The sequence below is a fragment of the Streptomyces sp. NPDC007875 genome, from assembly GCF_042868035.1.
GTDB lineage: Bacteria > Actinomycetota > Actinomycetes > Streptomycetales > Streptomycetaceae > Streptomyces > Streptomyces antimycoticus.
The window spans coordinates 1-16,215 of the sequence record NZ_JBIADZ010000026.1 but is presented as its reverse complement, the minus strand read 5'-3'; the positions used below and the strand labels follow the sequence as shown (position 1 = coordinate 16,215).

Sequence of the window (16,215 nt, the reverse complement as noted above, 5' to 3'; positions counted from 1 at the left end):
TCCCCGATCCGCGGCCCGCCCCCGGATTCCGAGGAGTCTCCATGCCGCTGTCCGCATTGACCTATCGCTCTATCACCGACGCCCAGATGCTGCCACGCCTCATCCGGCTCGGCCCCAATCTGTACGGCGCGGTCTTCACCCTGATGAAACTGGTGCCCGCCCAGTACATTCTGCGTCGCGCGCTGCAACGCGGTGAGCTGAGCGAGGACACCGTGATCGTCGAGACCACCTCGGGCACCTTCGGGCTCTCCCTCGCGATGCAGGCGGCGCTGATGGAGCGTGAGCTGATCCTGGTGAGCGACCCAGCGATCGACGACAACCTCCACCGCAGACTGACCGACCTCGGCGCCAAGGTGGAGATGTGCCTCGAGCCCGCCCCGGTCGGCGGGTACCAGGGAGCCCGGCTGACCAAGTTGGCGGAGATCCGCGCCTCGCTGCCGTCCACCTTCTGCCCCGAGCAGTACAACAACCCGGACAACGCCCGCTCGTACCACGTGGTGGCCGATCAACTCGTGCGCACCTTCGGCACCGTCGACTGCCTGGTCGGCACCGTCGGCACCGCCGGGTCGATGTGCGGCACCGGGGGCGGCCTGCGCGAATACAGCGCGCACACCCAGGTCATCGGCGTCGACAGCCACCGCAGCGTGCTGTTCGGCCAGCCCGACGGGCCCCGCTCGCTGCGCGGCCTGGGCAACAGCCTGTGGCCCGCCAATCTCGACCACACCCTCTTCGACGAAATCCACTGGTGCAGCGCGGCCGAGGCATATGCCCAGACCCGGGCCCTGCATGCCGAATCCGCCCTCTTCCAGGGCCCCACCAGTGGCGCCGCCCATCTGGTCGCCCAATGGTGGGCGGCGAAGAACCCGGATGGGCTCTGTGTGGTGATACTGCCCGACGAGGGATACCGCTACCAGGCCACGGTCTACGACGACGCGTGGCTCGCCGCGAACGGCGAGCTGCTCGCCGAGCGTCCCACCGAGCCGGTGACCGTCGCGTCCCCCGCCGAGGCCGGTGACCGCTGGACCCGACTCGTCTGGGGCCGTCGCTCCTACGAGGAGGTGCCCGGCGTCGTGCCCAGGGTGACCCACCCCCTCGCCGAGCGGGCCCTGTCGTGAGCTCCACCGGACGGCTCACCCACATCCTCGGCCCGCGCACCCGCCGCGTCGTCTACGGCGAACCCGATCCCGGCGCCATACGCGGGGAACTGGAGCCCATCAGCACCATCGACATGGCGCATGTGGTCATGCTCACCGAGTGCGGGCTGCTGCCCGCCGACACGGCCGCCGCGCTCCTGGAGCGCATCACCCGGCTGCGGGAAGAAGGCTTCGGCAGTCTGCACGGGCTGCCGGCGCCGCGCGGCCTGTACTTGATGTACGAAGGCCATCTGGTGGCCGAACTCGGCGCCGACGTGGGCGGAAAACTGCACACCGGACGCTCCCGCAACGACATCAAGGCGACCGTCACCGCGATGCGGTTGCGCGCCGAACTGACCGACCTGCTCGGCGAGGTGCTGAGGCTTCAGGCGGTCCTGCTCTCCCGGGCACGCGCCCACCGCGACGTGGTGATGCCCATCTACACCCACTTCCAGCCGGCCATGCCGATCAGTTACGGCTACTACCTGTGCGGGATAGCCACCGCGCTCGATCGCGACATCACCGCGCTGCGCCAGACACTGGACGAGCTGGACCGCTGCCCCCTGGGCGCCGGGGCGGTATCCGGGACGGACCTGCCCATCGAACCGGCGCGCACCGCCTCCCTGCTGGGGTTCGCCGGCCCACCGCTGCACGCGATCGACGCGGTGGCCGCACGGGACACGCTGCTGCGCGCGCTGGCCGCCGCGTCCTCCGCCGGGGTGACGCTCAGCCGGCTCGCCACCGACCTGCAGCTGTGGAGCACCCAGGAGTTCGGGCTGATCGAGTTCCCCGAACGGCTCGTCGGCGGCAGCTCGGCCATGCCCCAGAAGCGCAACGCGTTCCTGCTGGAACACGTCAAGGCCAAGGCGGGCGCGGCCATCGGCGCCTGGACGGCCTCCGCCTCCGCCATGAAGTCCGCGCCGTTCACGAACTCCATCGAGGTCGGCACCGAGGCCGTGGCTCCGGCCTGGCCCGCGCTGGCCGCCGTACGCGACTCCGTCCTCCTCGCCCAGGTGCTCGTCAGCGGCGCCCGCCCGGCCGTGGAGCGGATGGAACGGCGTACGGCGGAAAGCTTCGTGACCGCCACCGTGATCGCCAACAGGCTGGTCGCACAAGGGGTTCCGTTCCGCACCGCCCACCACATCGTGGGCGCCGCCGTGCGCGAGGCGATCGAGAGCGGGGCAACGGAACTCACCAAGATCGCCTTGCCCGACGGGGCCCCCACCGATACGGCCACCGAACTCTCCTCCCTGCGTGACGTCATCGCGGCACACGACCGCGGTGGCGGCCCCGGCGAGTCCGACGCGGCCGTGGGCGTCCTGCGGGAGCGGCTCGCCGCCCACGGGCGACGCCTCGCCGACCACCGCGGCCGGACGCGGGACGCCGAGCGCAGGCTGCACGCCGCGGTCGACGCGCTCGTGGCGGGCCACGGATCCGCGGTGGGAAAGGACGGAGAACGGTGACCGGGCAGAAAAGGACGAGCGGGCCCTGGCTCGCGTTCGTGGAGAGCAACACCACGGGAACGGGGCGGGAGTTCTGCGCGGCGGCTCGGGCGCGGGACTTGACGCCGGTGCTGCTGACCCGGGACCCGGGCCGCTACGTGTACGTCGAGCAGGACGGCATCGACACCAGGCTGCTGGACACCGGTGACCTGGCCGCGGTGGTGGACTGCTGCACCGGGCTCGTACAGGACGGGGGGCTCGCCGGAGTCGCCTCCAGCTCCGAGTACTTCGTGTCCACCGCCGCCCGCGCGGCCGCCAAGCTCGGCCTGCCCGCGGCGGACGGGGACGCCATCGCCCGGTGCCGGGACAAGGAGACGCAGGTCGCCGCGCTGGCGGCCGCCGGCGTCCCGGTGCCCGCCAGCGCGTCCGTCGGCGAGGTGGCCGACGCGGTGCGCGCCGCCGAGGGGATCGGCCACCCGGTCGTGCTGAAACCGGTCCTCGGATCGGGCTCGGTCGGCGTCCGGCTGTGCCGGGACCGCGAGGAGACCCGGCAGTGGGCGGAGGAACTGCTGAGCCGCGCCACCGACGAACGCGGTAACCCGGTGCCGGCCCGGATCCTGGTCCAGGGGGCGGTCGAGGGGCCGGAGTTCTCGGTCGAGACCTTCGACAACACCGTCGTCACCGTCGTCGCCAAACACATCGGGCCCCGGCCGTACTTCGTGGAGACCGGACACGAGGTGCCCGCACCCGTGCCCGACGCCATCGCCACCGCGCTCGGCGGCACCGCCCTGCGGGCGCTCGCCGCGCTCGGCCTCGGCTGGGGAGCCGCCCACACCGAACTGCGGATGTCCGCGGACGGTCCCGTCGTCATCGAGGTCAACCCGCGGCTTGCGGGCGGCATGATTCCCGTGGCCGTACGGGCCGCCCTCGGCATCGACCTCGTCGACGCCGTGATCGCCCGCGCGGCGGGACAGAGCAGGACGCCCACGCAGCCGGGCCGGGAGCATGCCGCGGTCCGTTTCCTGCGCAACGAGCGCGAGGGGCGGGTCACGGGCATCGGCGGAGTCGAGGCCGCCCAGGCGGCCCCCGGTGTGGTGGCCGTCGCGATCGGCACTACCCCCGGGCGGACGGTGCGCGTGACGAACTCGTTCCAGGACCGCCTGGGCTGCGTGGTCGCCACCGGGACGGACGGGGAGCAGGCCGGAGACCGCGCGGCGGCCGCCGCGGGCCTGATCAGGATCGAGCTGGAGGAGCCGGCGCTGCCGGATGAAGGAGTCGCAGGCTGATGAGAGACGGCGCGAAGACCGAGGCGTTCACCCGCGTTCCGCGGTGGACCCCACCGTCCGCGACGGATACCGGCACCGGGGTCCACGGCACCCGCCTGGACGCGGAGCTCACGGGCGCCCTGGAACGTACGGCCGGAGAACTGGGCACCCCCCTGTCCGCCTTGCTGCTCGCCGGTCACGCCCGTGTCCTGGCGACCGTGGCCGCCGAGCGGGACCTGCTCATCGGCTGTGTGCCGCAGGACGGGCCGGGCCCGGCGCGGCCACTGGCCCTGTCCGTCGCCGACTCCACCTGGGCGGAGTTGGCGGCACACGCGGCCGGGGCGCTGAAGGGCCTGGGGCCCGCGGCCGAGGTACGGCCCGAGGCCGTGCTGGACCTGTCCGGACTGGTGGAGCACGAGGACGGGCCGGCCCAGGCGCCGGCCCGCGACGACAGCTTGCCCGCCGCCCCGCAGGACGGTGTGGTGCTGCGCGTGGCCTGGACGCGCGATGAACACGGCCTGTCGCTGCGGGTGCTGCACGACCGTGCCGCGATCGACGGCGGCTACGCGCGGCGCCTCGCCGGATACCACCTCGCCGCGCTGCGGCTTCTCGCGGCCGACCCGCAGGGGAGGCATGAGCCACCGAGCCTGCTGTCCCCCGAGGAGGCCGAGAAGCAGCTGGACGGGCTCGCCGGCCCCACGGTCGAACTGACCGACCGCACCTTCGTCGACCTGTTCCAGGAGCGGGCCCGCGGCTGCCCGGACGCCATCGCGGTCGAGCACGGCACCGTCCGGTGGACGTATCGGGAGCTGGAGCGGCGGGTCAACCGGATCGCGCACGCGCTGATCGAGGCCGGGGTGGGGACCGAGGACGTGGTCGCCGTCGTCATGGACCGCACCCCGGAGTGGATCGCGGCCGCCCTCGGCGTCTTCACGGCGGGCGGTGTCTATCTGCCCGTGCGGCCGGACTTCCCGGTCGACCGGGTCGTCGCCCAGCTGGAGCGCAGCGCCTGCGCCGTCGCGCTGACCGAGCCGGGCAGCGAGGTCCTGGTGCGTGCGGTCTCCGCCCGGCTGGCCGCCCCGCTCACCCGGCTGTCGGTGACGCGCGTCCTGGCGCGCGGCGGTCATACGGAGCCGCCCAGCGTGTCGGTGACGCCCGGACAGGCCGCCTACATCTACTTCACCTCGGGCTCCACCGGAAGCCCCAAGGGAGCCCTGTGCGAGCACGCAGGCTTCCTCAACCACCTCTACGCGAAGATCGAGGACACCGGGATGACGGCCGGTGGCGGGGACGTGGTCACCCAGATCGCCTCGCAGTGCTTCGACATCTCCCTGTGGCAGTTCGCCGCGCCGCTGCTGACCGGCGGCAGCGTACGGATCATGGACACCCGCACCCAGCTCGACGTCGCCGCCTTCGTCGAGGAGATCGTCGAGGGCCGGGTCACCGTGATGCAGGTCGTCCCGTCCTATCTGGAAGTGCTCCTCACCCACCTGGAGCAGCACCCCCGCCCGCTCGGCGCCCTGCGCTCGGTGTCGGTGACGGGTGAGGCGCTCACCTACGAACTGGTGCAGCGCTGGTTCGCCGCCTACCCCGATGTCCAGCTGGTCAACGCCTACGGCGCCACCGAGACGTCGGACGACCCGATGCACGAGGTGCTGCACGGCGTCCCGGAGCGCGACTTCGTGACCGTCGGCCGCGCGCTGCGCAACGTCAACACCTATGTGCTCGACGAGAACCTGGCGCTGGTGCCGCTGGGCACGCCCGGCGAGATCGCGTTCTCCGGGGTGTGCGTGGGCCGTGGCTATGTCAACGACGAGGAGCGCACCCGGGAGGCGTTCGTCCCGGACCCGTTCCGGCCGGGCAGCCGGATGTACCGGACCGGTGACTTCGGCCGGTGGCTCCCCGAGGACCGCCTCGAATTCCTGGGGCGCCGCGACGCGCAGGTCAAGATCCGCGGCTTCCGCATCGAGATCGGCGAGATCGAGAACAAGCTGCTGACCATGGAGGGCGTCCGCGAGGCCGCGGTGGTCACGGAGGGCGACACCAGCGAACAGCGCGTCCTCGTCGCCTTCTTCAGCGGCTCAAAGGAGGTGACCGCGGAGGGCGTCCGCGACTTCCTCGCCACCGTCCTGCCCGACTACATGGTGCCCACCCATATCCACCGGGTGGACCGGCTGCCGCTCACCGAGAACGGGAAGATCGACAAAAAGGCGCTGGCGCGGCCTGCCGCGGAGACGGCCGGACGCCCCGCCCACATCCCGCCCGCCACCCCCGCCGAACGGCGCCTCGCCGAGCTGTGGGCCGACGTCCTCGGCCTGCCGCCGGAGCGCATCGGCCGGTCCGACGACTTCTTCGAGCTGGGCGGCACATCGCTGGCCGCGGTGCGGCTCCTGGTCCGACTCGACCGGGCGCTGTCGCTGAAGGACCTGGCCGCCCACCCGGTGCTCGCCGACTGCGCGGCGGTGCTCGAACCCCACGGCGCCGGCGCCTTCGCCCGCCCGGTGGCGACCCGGCTGCTCCAGCCGCTGTCCGCCGTGCCGGACCCGCACCACACCCTCGTGTGCTTCCCCTTCGCGGGGGGCAACGCCGTCAACTTCCGGCCCCTGGCCGCCGAGCTCCAGCGCGACGGCATCGCGGTGCTCGGTGTGGAGCCGCCCGGCCATGACTTCGCCGGCGACGGTGAGCCGATGGAGGACGTCCCCGTCCTGGCCCAGTGGGTACGGGACGAGATCGTCGCCCACGTCCCCACGCCGGTGTCGGTATGGGGACACTCCACCGGTGTGGCCGCCGCCTTGGAGACGGCGCGGCTGCTGGCGGAGGCGGGCCGGCCCGTCGAACGCGTCTACATCGGCGCGCTGCTGCTGGGGGACACCGAGACGCTCGCCGCCGAGATGACCCGGGCGGCCACGGCGGACGACCAGAGCCTGCTGTCCCGGCTGCGGGCCGGAGAGGTGTACACGGAGCTGGAGGAGCTCGGGACGGAGCGCGCCGATGTGGTGGCCCGCGCCTACCAGCACGACGTCCTGACCGCCGGCAGGCATCTGCGCGCGGTGGGCGAGAACCCGGAGGCGTACCGCCTCGATGCCCCGGTGGAGGTGGTGGTCGCACGGGACGATGCCGCCACGGCGGCCCTCACCGAGGAGTACGGCGGCTGGAAGGCGATCTCCGACCGGATCACCCTCCACGAACTGGCAGCGGGCGGCCACTACTTCGTCCGCACCCGGCCGGCCGAGACTGCCGCGCTGGTACGGCCCGGCTGCGCCCGGTCCACGCCGCAGGACCAGTGACGAAGGGGGCGTACCCGGGTCCGCCAGGGTACGCCCCCTCCTCCGTGGCCCGTTCGGCCCTGGGACCCGGCCGGGTCCCAGGGACCAAGGGCTAGGGACGGAACGGTTCGCCGAGGCCGACGACGATCTCGCGGTCGCCGCGGTAGGGCTCGCGGCTGTGCGCCATGCGGACGTTGTCGATGACCAGCAGGTCGCCCCGCTGCCAGGGCTCGCGCACCGTGTGCTTCTCGTAGACCGCGTTGATGAGGTCGACAGTGGCGCTGTCCAGGGGTGAGCCGTCGCCGTAGAAGGTGTTGAACGGCAGCCCGTCGGGGCCGAATTCCGCGGTGAGGAACTCACGCACCTCGGGAGCCATCGTCCACTCGTTCAAGAACGCGATCTGGTTGAACCAGCACCGTTCGCCCGATGCGGGATCCGCTAGGACGGCCGGGCGGGTCTGCCGGGTGCGCAGGCCGCCCTCGGCGTCCCAGCGCACCTCGATGCCGTGGTCGGCGCAGTAACGCTCCACCTCGTCGGGGTTCTTGGCGCCGAACGCGTCCTCCCATCCGATCCCGACGAACGGGTTGTAGTGGCGGGTCAGCACCCAGCCGTGGCGTTCGAAGCGCTCGACGAGCTCGTCCGGCAGGTCACGCAGCACCGCACGGGCGTCGGCGACGGCCGTGACACCGCCGACAGCGGGCGGGGTGACACAGGCGAAGACCATCAGCCGGGGTGCCTCGGCCGCGTAGCTGAGTTCGTGGTGCATGCACATGGGCTGGTCGGCCGGCCAGTGCGAGGAGGAGTACAGTCCCGGCCCGAACTCCTCGCGGGGAGCGAACCCCTCGCGCTCGGCCATGCCTTCGCCGATGATCCCGCGGACCACGGAGGCGGCGTGGTCGTGGCCGTCCAGTTTCAGCCCGCGGACCAGCAGGGCACCGTGCCTGGCCACCAGGGCCCGTATCTCCTCGCGGTGTTCGGTGGCCCAGGCCGCGGCGCCGGTGCCGGGCCCGGGGGCGGCGTCCAGCCGCCGCAGGGCATCTCGCTGCTCGGGCATGAGGACTCTCCGTTTCGTCTCATGAGGGGGAGGGGCGTGAGGGGGGAGGATGAGTTCAGACCAGGGGTCGCCGGAACGCCCACACCGCCGCGCTCGCCCCGAACAGCGCGACCAGGGCGCTCGCGCCCAGAGCGGACCACACCTGGGCGCCCAGCGGCTGGTCGAGGCAGAGTGCGCGCGAGGCGTCCATCGCGTACGACAGCGGGTTGAGGATGGCCAGGACCTGTAGCCAGCCCGGCATACGGTCCACCGGGACGAACGCGCTGGAGGCGAACATCAGCGGGAACGTCACCAGATAGGCCATGCTCTGCAGCGCCTCCGCACTGCGCAGCCAGGCCGCCAGCGCCAGGAAGATCCAGGTCATGGCCCACACCACCACACAGGTCAGCAGCAGCGCGGCCACCAGTCCCACGACGCCGCCGGCCGGGTCGGCGTCCATGAACACCACGGCCACCACGAGCAGGATCGCCAGCTGTGCGGTGGTGCGCAGCAGGTCGGCGAAGCTGCGGGCGAACAACAGCAGCGGCGCGTGGATGGGCAGGGTGCGCAGCCGTGCCACCGCACCGTTGTCCATGTCCCGGACCAAGCCGATACCGGAGGCGATCGCGGGACCGATGCCCGTGGTCACCAGCAGCGCGGGCAGCAGATAGTCCAGGTAGGAGACGCCGCCCGGCAGGTGGTCGAGGTCGACGATGCTGCCGAAGACCTCGCTGAGCAGCAGCAGCATGAAGACCGGCTGCAGCATGGCGAGGACCAGGGTCCGACGGTGTGCGAGATGGGCCTTGAGCGACCGCTGGGTGAGGATCAGCAATTGCGCCCAAGGGCTGCTGCCGTGCCAGGCGGGAGCGAAGACGCCGCCGTTCGGTAATGACGTGCTACGGGTCATGAATTTCCTCCGGGAGTCGTGCGCCCGCTGGTGCGTGGCACGGTGCGCCAAATTCCTGGAGCGGTAGTCGAAGAAAGGCAGGATCAAAGAATCCGCCGCCATGACCGGCTACGCGATGACTGAGCGCTGATGTATCGGACAGCTGTGTCGTCCATGTGGAACGAATGCGCTTCGACTCTATCGCGCGGAATTGGCTCCGACGGGACGTTTCGTGGCCAGTACTGGCCGGTGCGTCCCAGAACCGCGGTGGGATGCGGGCGTTTTGGTTGGTTTTGTGCCCGGGGGAGGGAGTGCACTGTGCAATTTGTTGTCAGCGCCTTTCCCTGGTTGTGGCCCCTCGGTAGAAATGCACAACAGTGCCGGATCGGCACCTGGAAACTCAGTTCGCGGACACGAAGGGCAGGACCTCGGATATGGCGGGAATCGTCACCGCCCCCACCGTTGACGCAGTGCTCCGGGAGCATGCGGAAAACCGTCCGGAAAAGACGGCGGCCGTATTCGTGACGGACCCGCTGCGCACCGACGGAGCGCAACGGCTCACCTATGCGGAACTCGACGCACAAGCCAGGAGCGTCGCCGTGCGGCTCCGCGCTCATGTCCCGCCGGGGGGCCGCGTCGTCCTGCTGTACCCCGCCGGGCTGGCCTTCCTCATCGCCTTCCTCGGCTGCCTGTACGCCGGCGCCGTGGCGGTTCCCTCGTCCCTGCCCGGCCGGTACCGGCACGAGCGCTACCGGGTCAGGCGCATCGCGGATGACGCGGGCGCCGTGGCGATCCTCACCGCCACCGCCACCCGCGCCGACATCGAGGCGTGGGCCGCCGAGGAGGGACTCGACACCCTTCCCCTCCTGGACACCGATGACGGCGAGGCCGCCGATCCCGACGCGTGGACGATGGCGCCCGCCGGACACGACACACTCGCCGTGCTCCAGTACACCTCCGGCTCCACCGGCGACCCCAAAGGCGTGATGATCAGCCACGGCAATGTGCTGCACAACACCGCCAACCTCGCCGACTCCCTGGAACTGAACGAGACCACCCCCATCGGCGGGTGGATCCCGCACTTCCACGACATGGGGCTGATGGGCTCGATACTCCCGCCACTGCTGCTCGGCTCGACCACCGTCCTGATGAGCCCCACCACCTTCCTCAAGCGCCCCCATCTGTGGCTGCACATGGTCGACCGCTATGGCATCGAGGCGTCCGCGGCACCGGACTTCGCCTACGACCTGTGCAGCCGACGGGTCACCGACGCCCAGAGCGAGGGCCTGGACCTGTCCCGCTGGCGGCACGCGCTGGACGGCTCCGAACCCGTACGCGCCGCCGTGCTCGAACGATTCCAGCGGCGCTTCGCCGGCCACGGCCTGCGCGCCGACGCACTGACCCCCTGCTACGGCATGGCCGAGGCGACCCTCTTCATCGCCGGGGCCGCCGGCACCGCCCCCCGGGTGCGCCAAGTCTCCGCCGAGCTCCTGGAACGCCACGAGTTCCGGCCCGCGGCCCCCGACGAGCCCGCCCGCGCCGTGGTCGGCTGCGGCCCGCCGCTCGGTGCAGAGGTGCGCATCGTCGAACCCGACACCCGGCAGCTCCTGCCCGAAGGCGGCGTCGGCGAGATCTGGATCCGCGGTGACATCGTCGGTCAGGGCTATTGGAACCGCGAGGCCACCAACGAGGCCGAGTTCCGCGCCACGACGGCGGACGGCGACACCGACTGGCTGCGCACCGGAGACCTCGGAGTCCTGTACCAGGGCGAACTCCACATCACCGGCCGCATCAAGGACGTCCTCAACCTGCGCGGCCGCAACCTCTATCCGCAGGACATCGAGCAGGAACTGCGCACCCAGCGGCCCGAACTGGGCAACCTCGTCGGCGCCTGCTTCGCCGTACCGGGCGAGGGCCCGCAGGGCGACGACGTACTCGTGGTCACCCACGAGGTGCGCGGCATCAAGGACGAGGAACGGCTGAGCGAACTCGCCGCCGAGATGCGGCTCACCGTCGCCCGTGAGTTCGGCGCCCCCGTCGGCGCGGTCCTGCTGTTGCGCCCCGGAGGAGTACGCCGCACCACCAGCGGCAAGATCCAGCGGTCCGCGATGCGCGACCTGTTCCGCGCCGGCGAGCTGCGACCCACCTACGCGGTCTACGAGCAGAGCCTGCTGCGCCCCTTGTCCGAGCCCCGGGAGGCCGCAGTATGACCACCGCCTCCCCGACCACCCCGATCCAGAGCCCCTCCGCCGCGCCCCTCGAGCGGCTCACCCGCCTGCTCGGCGAGCTCACCGGACCCGGGCAGCCCTTCTCGCCCGAGGCGCTCGCCGAACTCGACCGGGCGGAGGCGTTTCCCACCGAGGCATGCCAGGCGCTCGACGCGTTCGGACTGCGGCGCTACTACGTACCGGCCGAACACGGCGGCGCACTGGAGAGCTTCGACGTCGTCATGGGGCTGCTGCGGGCCGTGTCCCAAATCGACCTGACCGTGGCCGCCTCGCACGGGAAGACCTATCTCGGGGCCGCCGCCACCTGGATCGCGGGAGAGCCGGAGGCCGCCCGCCGGCTGGGACAGCGGATAGCGGAGGGAACGACCGTCTCCTGCGCCCTGACCGAACGCCACCACGGCAGCGATCTGATGGCCGGTGAGCTGACCGCCGGGCCCGCTCCGGGCGGCGGCTGGCTGCTGTCCGGGGAGAAGTGGCTGATCAACTCCGCCACCCGAGCCGGCCTGGTCACCGTCCTCGCCCGCACCGACGACAACGGCGGACCACGCGGCTTCAGCCTCTTCCTCGTGGACAAGTCCCGCCTCGCCCCGGAACGCTTCACCCACCTGCCCAAAGTGCCCACCTACGGCATCCGGGGCGCGGACATCAGCGGCATCGCGTTCCACGACGCGCCACTGTCCGAGGACGCGCTCATCGGGCGGGTCGGTGAGGGCATCGAGATCATCCTCAAGGCGCTGCACCTCTCCCGGACCGGCTGCGTCGCGATGTCACTGGGCGCGGGAGACCACGCGCTCGCCCTGGCCGCCGAGTTCGTGGCCCAGGACGGCGGAGGGCTCGCACGGGACCCGTACGTGCGGCGGGAGTTGGGCGAGGCCGCCGCGGGCCTGCTGCTCGCCGACGCCACCGGCGTGGTGGCGGCGCGCTCCCCGCACGCGCTCGCCGGCGAGATGAGCGTCATCTCCGCTGCCGCGAAGGCATATGTGCCCGCCGAGGTCGACACCCTCATCGCGCGCCTGCTGCAGCTCCTCGGCCCGTATGGACTGCTTCGCCCCGACGCGCCGCACACCGGATTCGCCAAGGTGGAACGCGACCACCGCATCATCGGCATCTTCGACGGCAGCAGCCTGGTCAACCGCAGCGCCCTCATCGAGCAGTTCCCCCGCATCGCCCGCGGCTACGCGAAGGGCCGGTGGGACGCGCAGGGCCTCGCCGAGGCCACGAATCCGCACGCCCCCCTGCGCCCGATGCGGCCCGGCGCGTTCGGCCTGGTCTCCAGCGGTGGCTGCTCCGTCGTGGCCGGCCTGCCGGCCGCGGTCGGCGAGCTGCGTGACCTGGCCGCCCGCGGCCACGCCTCCACGGCGCTCACCACCCTGGCCGGGCGGCTCCTGGAGGTGTCCGACCGGCTCCATCAGGACCTGGCGGCGATCAGGTTCTCGCCCCGCGCCGTCCCCGGCCACGCGTTCCGGTTCGCCGAGCGGTTCGAGTCGTGCTTCGCGGCGGCTTCGGCGCTCCACCTGTGGCTGCGTGCCGCCGCCCGCGCGCAGAACCCTCTCCCGGAGACCGCCCTGCTCGCCTGTCTCGTCAAGGCGCTCACCGACCTGGAGGAGCCCGTCGACGACGCCGACCGCACCGTCTTCGACGACCTCGCCGAAGCGGTCCTCGCCCGCCCGTCCGCCCCCTTCCACTCGCTCCTCGACCACATGGGGCCGACCAGCTCCCAGGAGGGGGCCGCCTCGTGAACACCACCACCGGCTCCGTCGCCCTCGCCACCACCGTGGAAGAGCGCCTCGGCGACCCCTACGACACCGCGAACCCCAACGGCTTCCAGGCGATCCTCGCCACACGGGAAGCCGGACAGCCGCCGGCCGGTGAGCCCTTCCGCGCCATCGGTGCGGACGGCGCCGAAAGCGGCGACGTGGACCCGGAGTCGTTGATGCACGCCCTGCGCGCCGGGTACCGCAGATCGCCCACGCTGACCTGGCCCGGCGGCGGGGCCCAGTGGGGGAGTGGCGCCGTGACCCCTGGAGCCGCCGCCGTCGGCACACTGGACTCCGGCCTGCGCATGGCGCTGTGTCACCTGCGGGCCCGGCGCCTGTACGGCGCGGCGGCCATCGACATCCCCCAGTTGCGCGCGGTGCTCGCGGGAGCCCACGCCGACCTGCTGCTGTGCGACACGCTGACCACACTCGCCGTCCGGAACACCGACGCCTTCCCCGCCCGGCCGGACGCCCACGACCGAGTGGTCCGGATCCTCGTACCGCGCGTGCTCCAGGGCGCGATGGACCGCCTTTCGCTGGCCATGGGGTCGCGCTTCTACATCAGGGAGGGCGAACACCCCGCCTTCCACCTGCTGCTGAACGAGATGCAGAGCGCGCTCTTCGCGGCGGGCAGCCGACCGGGCCGGCCGCCGCAGCCCGCCGATGCCGCCGCTCCGCTCCGCGGCATGACCGCTGCGGACCTCACCACCGCACCGGCCGTCACCGCGCTGTGCGACCCCGAACTGCTCGCTGCGGCGCCTGGCCACGCACTCATCACACGTGCCGCACTCAGCACACAGGGGCGAGGGACACCGCGGCCGTCGCAGGCCGCCCTGGAGCGCCTGTACGCGGAGCTCGACCACCGCTATGACGCCGGCCACTCCTTCGACCTGGCCGAACGCCCCCTCCCCGACCGTCCCTAGCCGCCGCGCCCGCCCACGACCACCCATGCAGAGGAGACACCCATGTCCGACCCCCACGCCGAGCAGCACACCGTCGAGAGCCTGCGGGAGTGGCTGACCAACTGCGTCGCTTCCCACCTGGAACGGCCCGCCGACACCATCGACACCAGCGTGCGGCTCTCCGACTACGGACTCGACTCGCTGTACGTCCTGTCCGTCGCCGGAGAGCTCGAGGACCACTACGACGTCTCCCTCGACCCGACGCTGCTGTGGGACAACCCGACCATCGACGCGCTCAGCGAGGCCCTCGTCAAAGAGCTGGCCCAGTACGCCTGACGGGCACACCCCGCCGCATCCGCCACCGCATCCCATCCCGCGCAGTCCGCCACTCCGCAGAACCGAGAGGACCGCTCCGTCATGTCCGACGCCGCCCGTACGCTCCGTCGACCCGTAAGCGCCGCCCAGTTGGGCATGTGGGTCGCCCAGCAACTGCAGCCGGACAGTCCCCTCTACAACTGCGGCGCCTATCTGGCGATCGACGGTCCGATCGACACGGACGTCCTCCACGAGGCGGTACGGCGGGCCGTCGACGAGACCGAGGCGCTGCGGTCGTACCTCACCGAGGACATCGAGGACACCGACCACACCGAGGACACCCGGCTGGGCCAGCTCGTCGCGCCCGCCGAGCCGACGTCCCTGCGCGTGCGCGACCTGCGCGACGCGGCGGACCCGGAGGCCGCGGCGCACGCGTGGATGAACGCGGAGATGCTCAAGCCCTTCGACCTCGGACGCGGCCCCCTGAGTGATCAGACCCTGCTGCTCCTGGCCGACGACCGGTCCTTCTACTTCCACCGCTACCACCACGCCGTCCTCGACGCGTTCGGCCAGTCCGTGTACGGCGCGCGGGTCGCGGCCCTCTACACCGCCCTGATCACCGGTACCGAGCCCCCCGCGACCGGCTTCGCCACCCTCGACCGGGTGATCGCCGAGGAGACCGGTTATCCGGGCTCGCGCCGCTATGCCCAGGACCGGGCCTACTGGCTCGACCTGTTCGAGGAGATGCCGGATCCGGTGGCGCTCGCGGGACGTTCCGCCGGCAGCACCCACAGCAGTCTGCGTCGCATCGTCACCCTGCCGACCGCCCTGGCCGATCGGCTCACCGCGCTGGGCGGTCGGCTCCGCGCGCAGTGGCCGGCCGTCGCCATCGCGGCCACAGCCGTCCTCTATCACCGCCTGACCGGCCGGACGGACCTCACCTTCTCGCTGCCGCTGGCAGGCCGCACCGGCCGGGTGTCCCTGACCACGCCGAGCGCGATGGTCAACGTCCTGCCCATCCGGGTGGCCGCCACCCCGGGAACCACGTTCGCGGAGCTGGTCGGGTCGGTGTCCCGCTCGCTGGCCGATGTCATCAGGCACCAGCGGTTCCGGGGCGAGGAACTCGTCAGGGAACTCGGGCTCTCAGGCGGCCGCCAGGCCCGCCTCGGCCCGACGCTCAACGTGGTGGCCTACGTCGACGAGCTCCTCTTCGGCGACAGCCCGGCCACCCCCCACCCCCTGTCCACCGGGCCCGTCAACGACTTGAAGATCAACTTCTATGGCGCGGCAGGCTCCGGCACCGGCATCCGCGTGGAGTTCGACGCCGACCCGGCCCTCTACGACGAACGAGACATCGCCGCCCACCAGGAACGGCTGGTGAGGGTGCTGGAGTGGGTCGCGGAACAGCCCGACCGCCGCATCGGTGATGTGGAGTTGCTGTCCGCGGTGGAGCGGGAGCGGGTGCTGGTCGGGTGGAATGGTGAGTCGCGGGGTGTGCGGGGTGTGTCGTTGCCGGAGTTGTTCCGGGAGCAGGTGGAGCGGACACCGGATGCGGTGGCCGTGGTGTGTGATGACGTCCGGTTGACCTACTCCGAGCTGGACGCGTGGTCGAACCGGGTGGCGCGGTGGCTGGTGGGGGAGGGGGTGGGGCCGGAGTCGTTTGTGGCGGTGGTGCTGCCCCGGTCGGTGGAGCTGGTGGTGGCGCTGTTGGGTGTGCTGAAGGCGGGTGGCGCGTATGTGCCGGTGGATCCGGAGTATCCGGCCGAGCGGATAGCGCACATCCTGGGCGATGCACGGCCGGTCCTGGTCATCGACGATGTGGCCGCTGTGGTGGCGGTGGACGAGTATCCGGATGAGCGCGTCCAGGCGATCACCGACCTCAACACCTCCGCGTATGTGATCTATACGTCGGGTTCGACGGGGCGTCCTAAGGGTGTGGTGGTTGAGCATGGGTCGGTGGGGGCGTATCTGGAGCGGGCGCGGGAGGT

General features: G+C 71.9%; 11 protein-coding genes. 9 read left to right on the top strand and 2 right to left on the bottom strand.

Annotation, left to right across the window (positions count from 1 at the left end; genetic code table 11):
- The first annotated feature begins 41 nt into the window (after window positions 1-41).
- Genes ACFYOY_RS37590 through ACFYOY_RS37575 form a run of 4 tightly spaced genes read left to right on the top strand, consistent with a single transcriptional unit; the run spans window position 42 to window position 7,127 of the window.
- Window positions 42-1,115: a pyridoxal-phosphate dependent enzyme gene (locus ACFYOY_RS37590; RefSeq protein WP_388592121.1), complete on the top strand. Its 1,074-nt coding sequence runs from the start codon at window positions 42-44 to the stop codon at window positions 1,113-1,115.
- Window positions 1,112-2,596, top strand: coding sequence for an argininosuccinate lyase (gene argH / locus ACFYOY_RS37585; RefSeq protein ID WP_351905891.1), 1,485 nt, complete (start codon window positions 1,112-1,114; stop codon window positions 2,594-2,596). Before ACFYOY_RS37590 ends, argH begins: the two co-directional genes overlap by 4 nt.
- A complete protein-coding gene (locus ACFYOY_RS37580; RefSeq protein ID WP_351905894.1) occupies window positions 2,593-3,861 on the top strand; it encodes an ATP-grasp domain-containing protein in 1,269 nt (422 codons plus the stop codon). Before argH ends, ACFYOY_RS37580 begins: the two co-directional genes overlap by 4 nt.
- Entirely contained in the window at window positions 3,861-7,127 is a 3,267-nt protein-coding gene (locus tag ACFYOY_RS37575) for an amino acid adenylation domain-containing protein (RefSeq protein WP_388592118.1), read from the top strand. Before ACFYOY_RS37580 ends, ACFYOY_RS37575 begins: the two co-directional genes overlap by 1 nt.
- Before the next feature lie 91 nt (window positions 7,128-7,218).
- Here ACFYOY_RS37575 and ACFYOY_RS37570 read toward each other — a convergent pair whose 3' ends face one another.
- Together ACFYOY_RS37570 and ACFYOY_RS37565 are read right to left on the bottom strand one after the other, a co-directional pair.
- The gene (locus ACFYOY_RS37570) at window positions 7,219-8,160 is read right to left on the bottom strand and encodes a TauD/TfdA family dioxygenase (RefSeq protein WP_388592116.1); all 942 of its coding nucleotides are present in this window, start codon (window positions 8,158-8,160) and stop codon (window positions 7,219-7,221) included.
- A 55-nt stretch (window positions 8,161-8,215) separates the two neighbouring features.
- Window positions 8,216-9,046 (bottom strand): ABC transporter permease, encoded by an 831-nt coding sequence (locus ACFYOY_RS37565; RefSeq protein WP_351905903.1) that lies wholly within the window; start codon window positions 9,044-9,046, stop codon window positions 8,216-8,218.
- A 413-nt stretch (window positions 9,047-9,459) separates the two neighbouring features.
- Between ACFYOY_RS37565 and ACFYOY_RS37560 the strand changes: the two genes are divergently transcribed.
- The 5 genes from ACFYOY_RS37560 to ACFYOY_RS37540 form a co-directional block, all read left to right on the top strand.
- Window positions 9,460-11,235, top strand: coding sequence for a fatty acyl-AMP ligase (locus tag ACFYOY_RS37560; protein WP_351905906.1), 1,776 nt, complete (start codon window positions 9,460-9,462; stop codon window positions 11,233-11,235).
- Complete coding sequence (locus ACFYOY_RS37555) at window positions 11,232-12,992, top strand: acyl-CoA dehydrogenase (protein WP_351905909.1); 1,761 nt, start codon at window positions 11,232-11,234, stop codon at window positions 12,990-12,992. Before ACFYOY_RS37560 ends, ACFYOY_RS37555 begins: the two co-directional genes overlap by 4 nt.
- On the top strand, window positions 12,989-13,933 hold the full coding sequence (locus ACFYOY_RS37550) for a hypothetical protein (protein ID WP_351905912.1): 945 nt from the start codon (window positions 12,989-12,991) through the stop codon (window positions 13,931-13,933). The genes ACFYOY_RS37555 and ACFYOY_RS37550 overlap by 4 nt, the downstream gene beginning before the upstream one ends.
- Before the next feature lie 42 nt (window positions 13,934-13,975).
- Window positions 13,976-14,248, top strand: coding sequence for an acyl carrier protein (locus tag ACFYOY_RS37545; protein ID WP_351905915.1), 273 nt, complete (start codon window positions 13,976-13,978; stop codon window positions 14,246-14,248).
- 81 nt (window positions 14,249-14,329) lie between these two features.
- Window positions 14,330-16,215: condensation domain-containing protein (locus ACFYOY_RS37540; protein WP_388592112.1), on the top strand; the 1,886-nt coding region annotated here is incomplete at its 3' end.

What these genes read in the sequence shown, in the direction of transcription:
- ACFYOY_RS37590 (WP_388592121.1), top strand. Translation starts at nt 42, where the DNA reads ATGCCGCTGTCCGCATTGACCTATCGCTCTATCACCGACGCCCAGATG.
- ACFYOY_RS37575 (WP_388592118.1), top strand. Translation starts at nt 3,861, where the DNA reads ATGAGAGACGGCGCGAAGACCGAGGCGTTCACCCGCGTTCCGCGGTGG.
- ACFYOY_RS37570 (WP_388592116.1), bottom strand. Translation starts at nt 8,160, where the DNA reads ATGCCCGAGCAGCGAGATGCCCTGCGGCGGCTGGACGCCGCCCCCGGG.
- ACFYOY_RS37565 (WP_351905903.1), bottom strand. Translation starts at nt 9,046, where the DNA reads ATGACCCGTAGCACGTCATTACCGAACGGCGGCGTCTTCGCTCCCGCC.
- ACFYOY_RS37560 (WP_351905906.1), top strand. Translation starts at nt 9,460, where the DNA reads ATGGCGGGAATCGTCACCGCCCCCACCGTTGACGCAGTGCTCCGGGAG.
- ACFYOY_RS37555 (WP_351905909.1), top strand. Translation starts at nt 11,232, where the DNA reads ATGACCACCGCCTCCCCGACCACCCCGATCCAGAGCCCCTCCGCCGCG.
- ACFYOY_RS37545 (WP_351905915.1), top strand. Translation starts at nt 13,976, where the DNA reads ATGTCCGACCCCCACGCCGAGCAGCACACCGTCGAGAGCCTGCGGGAG.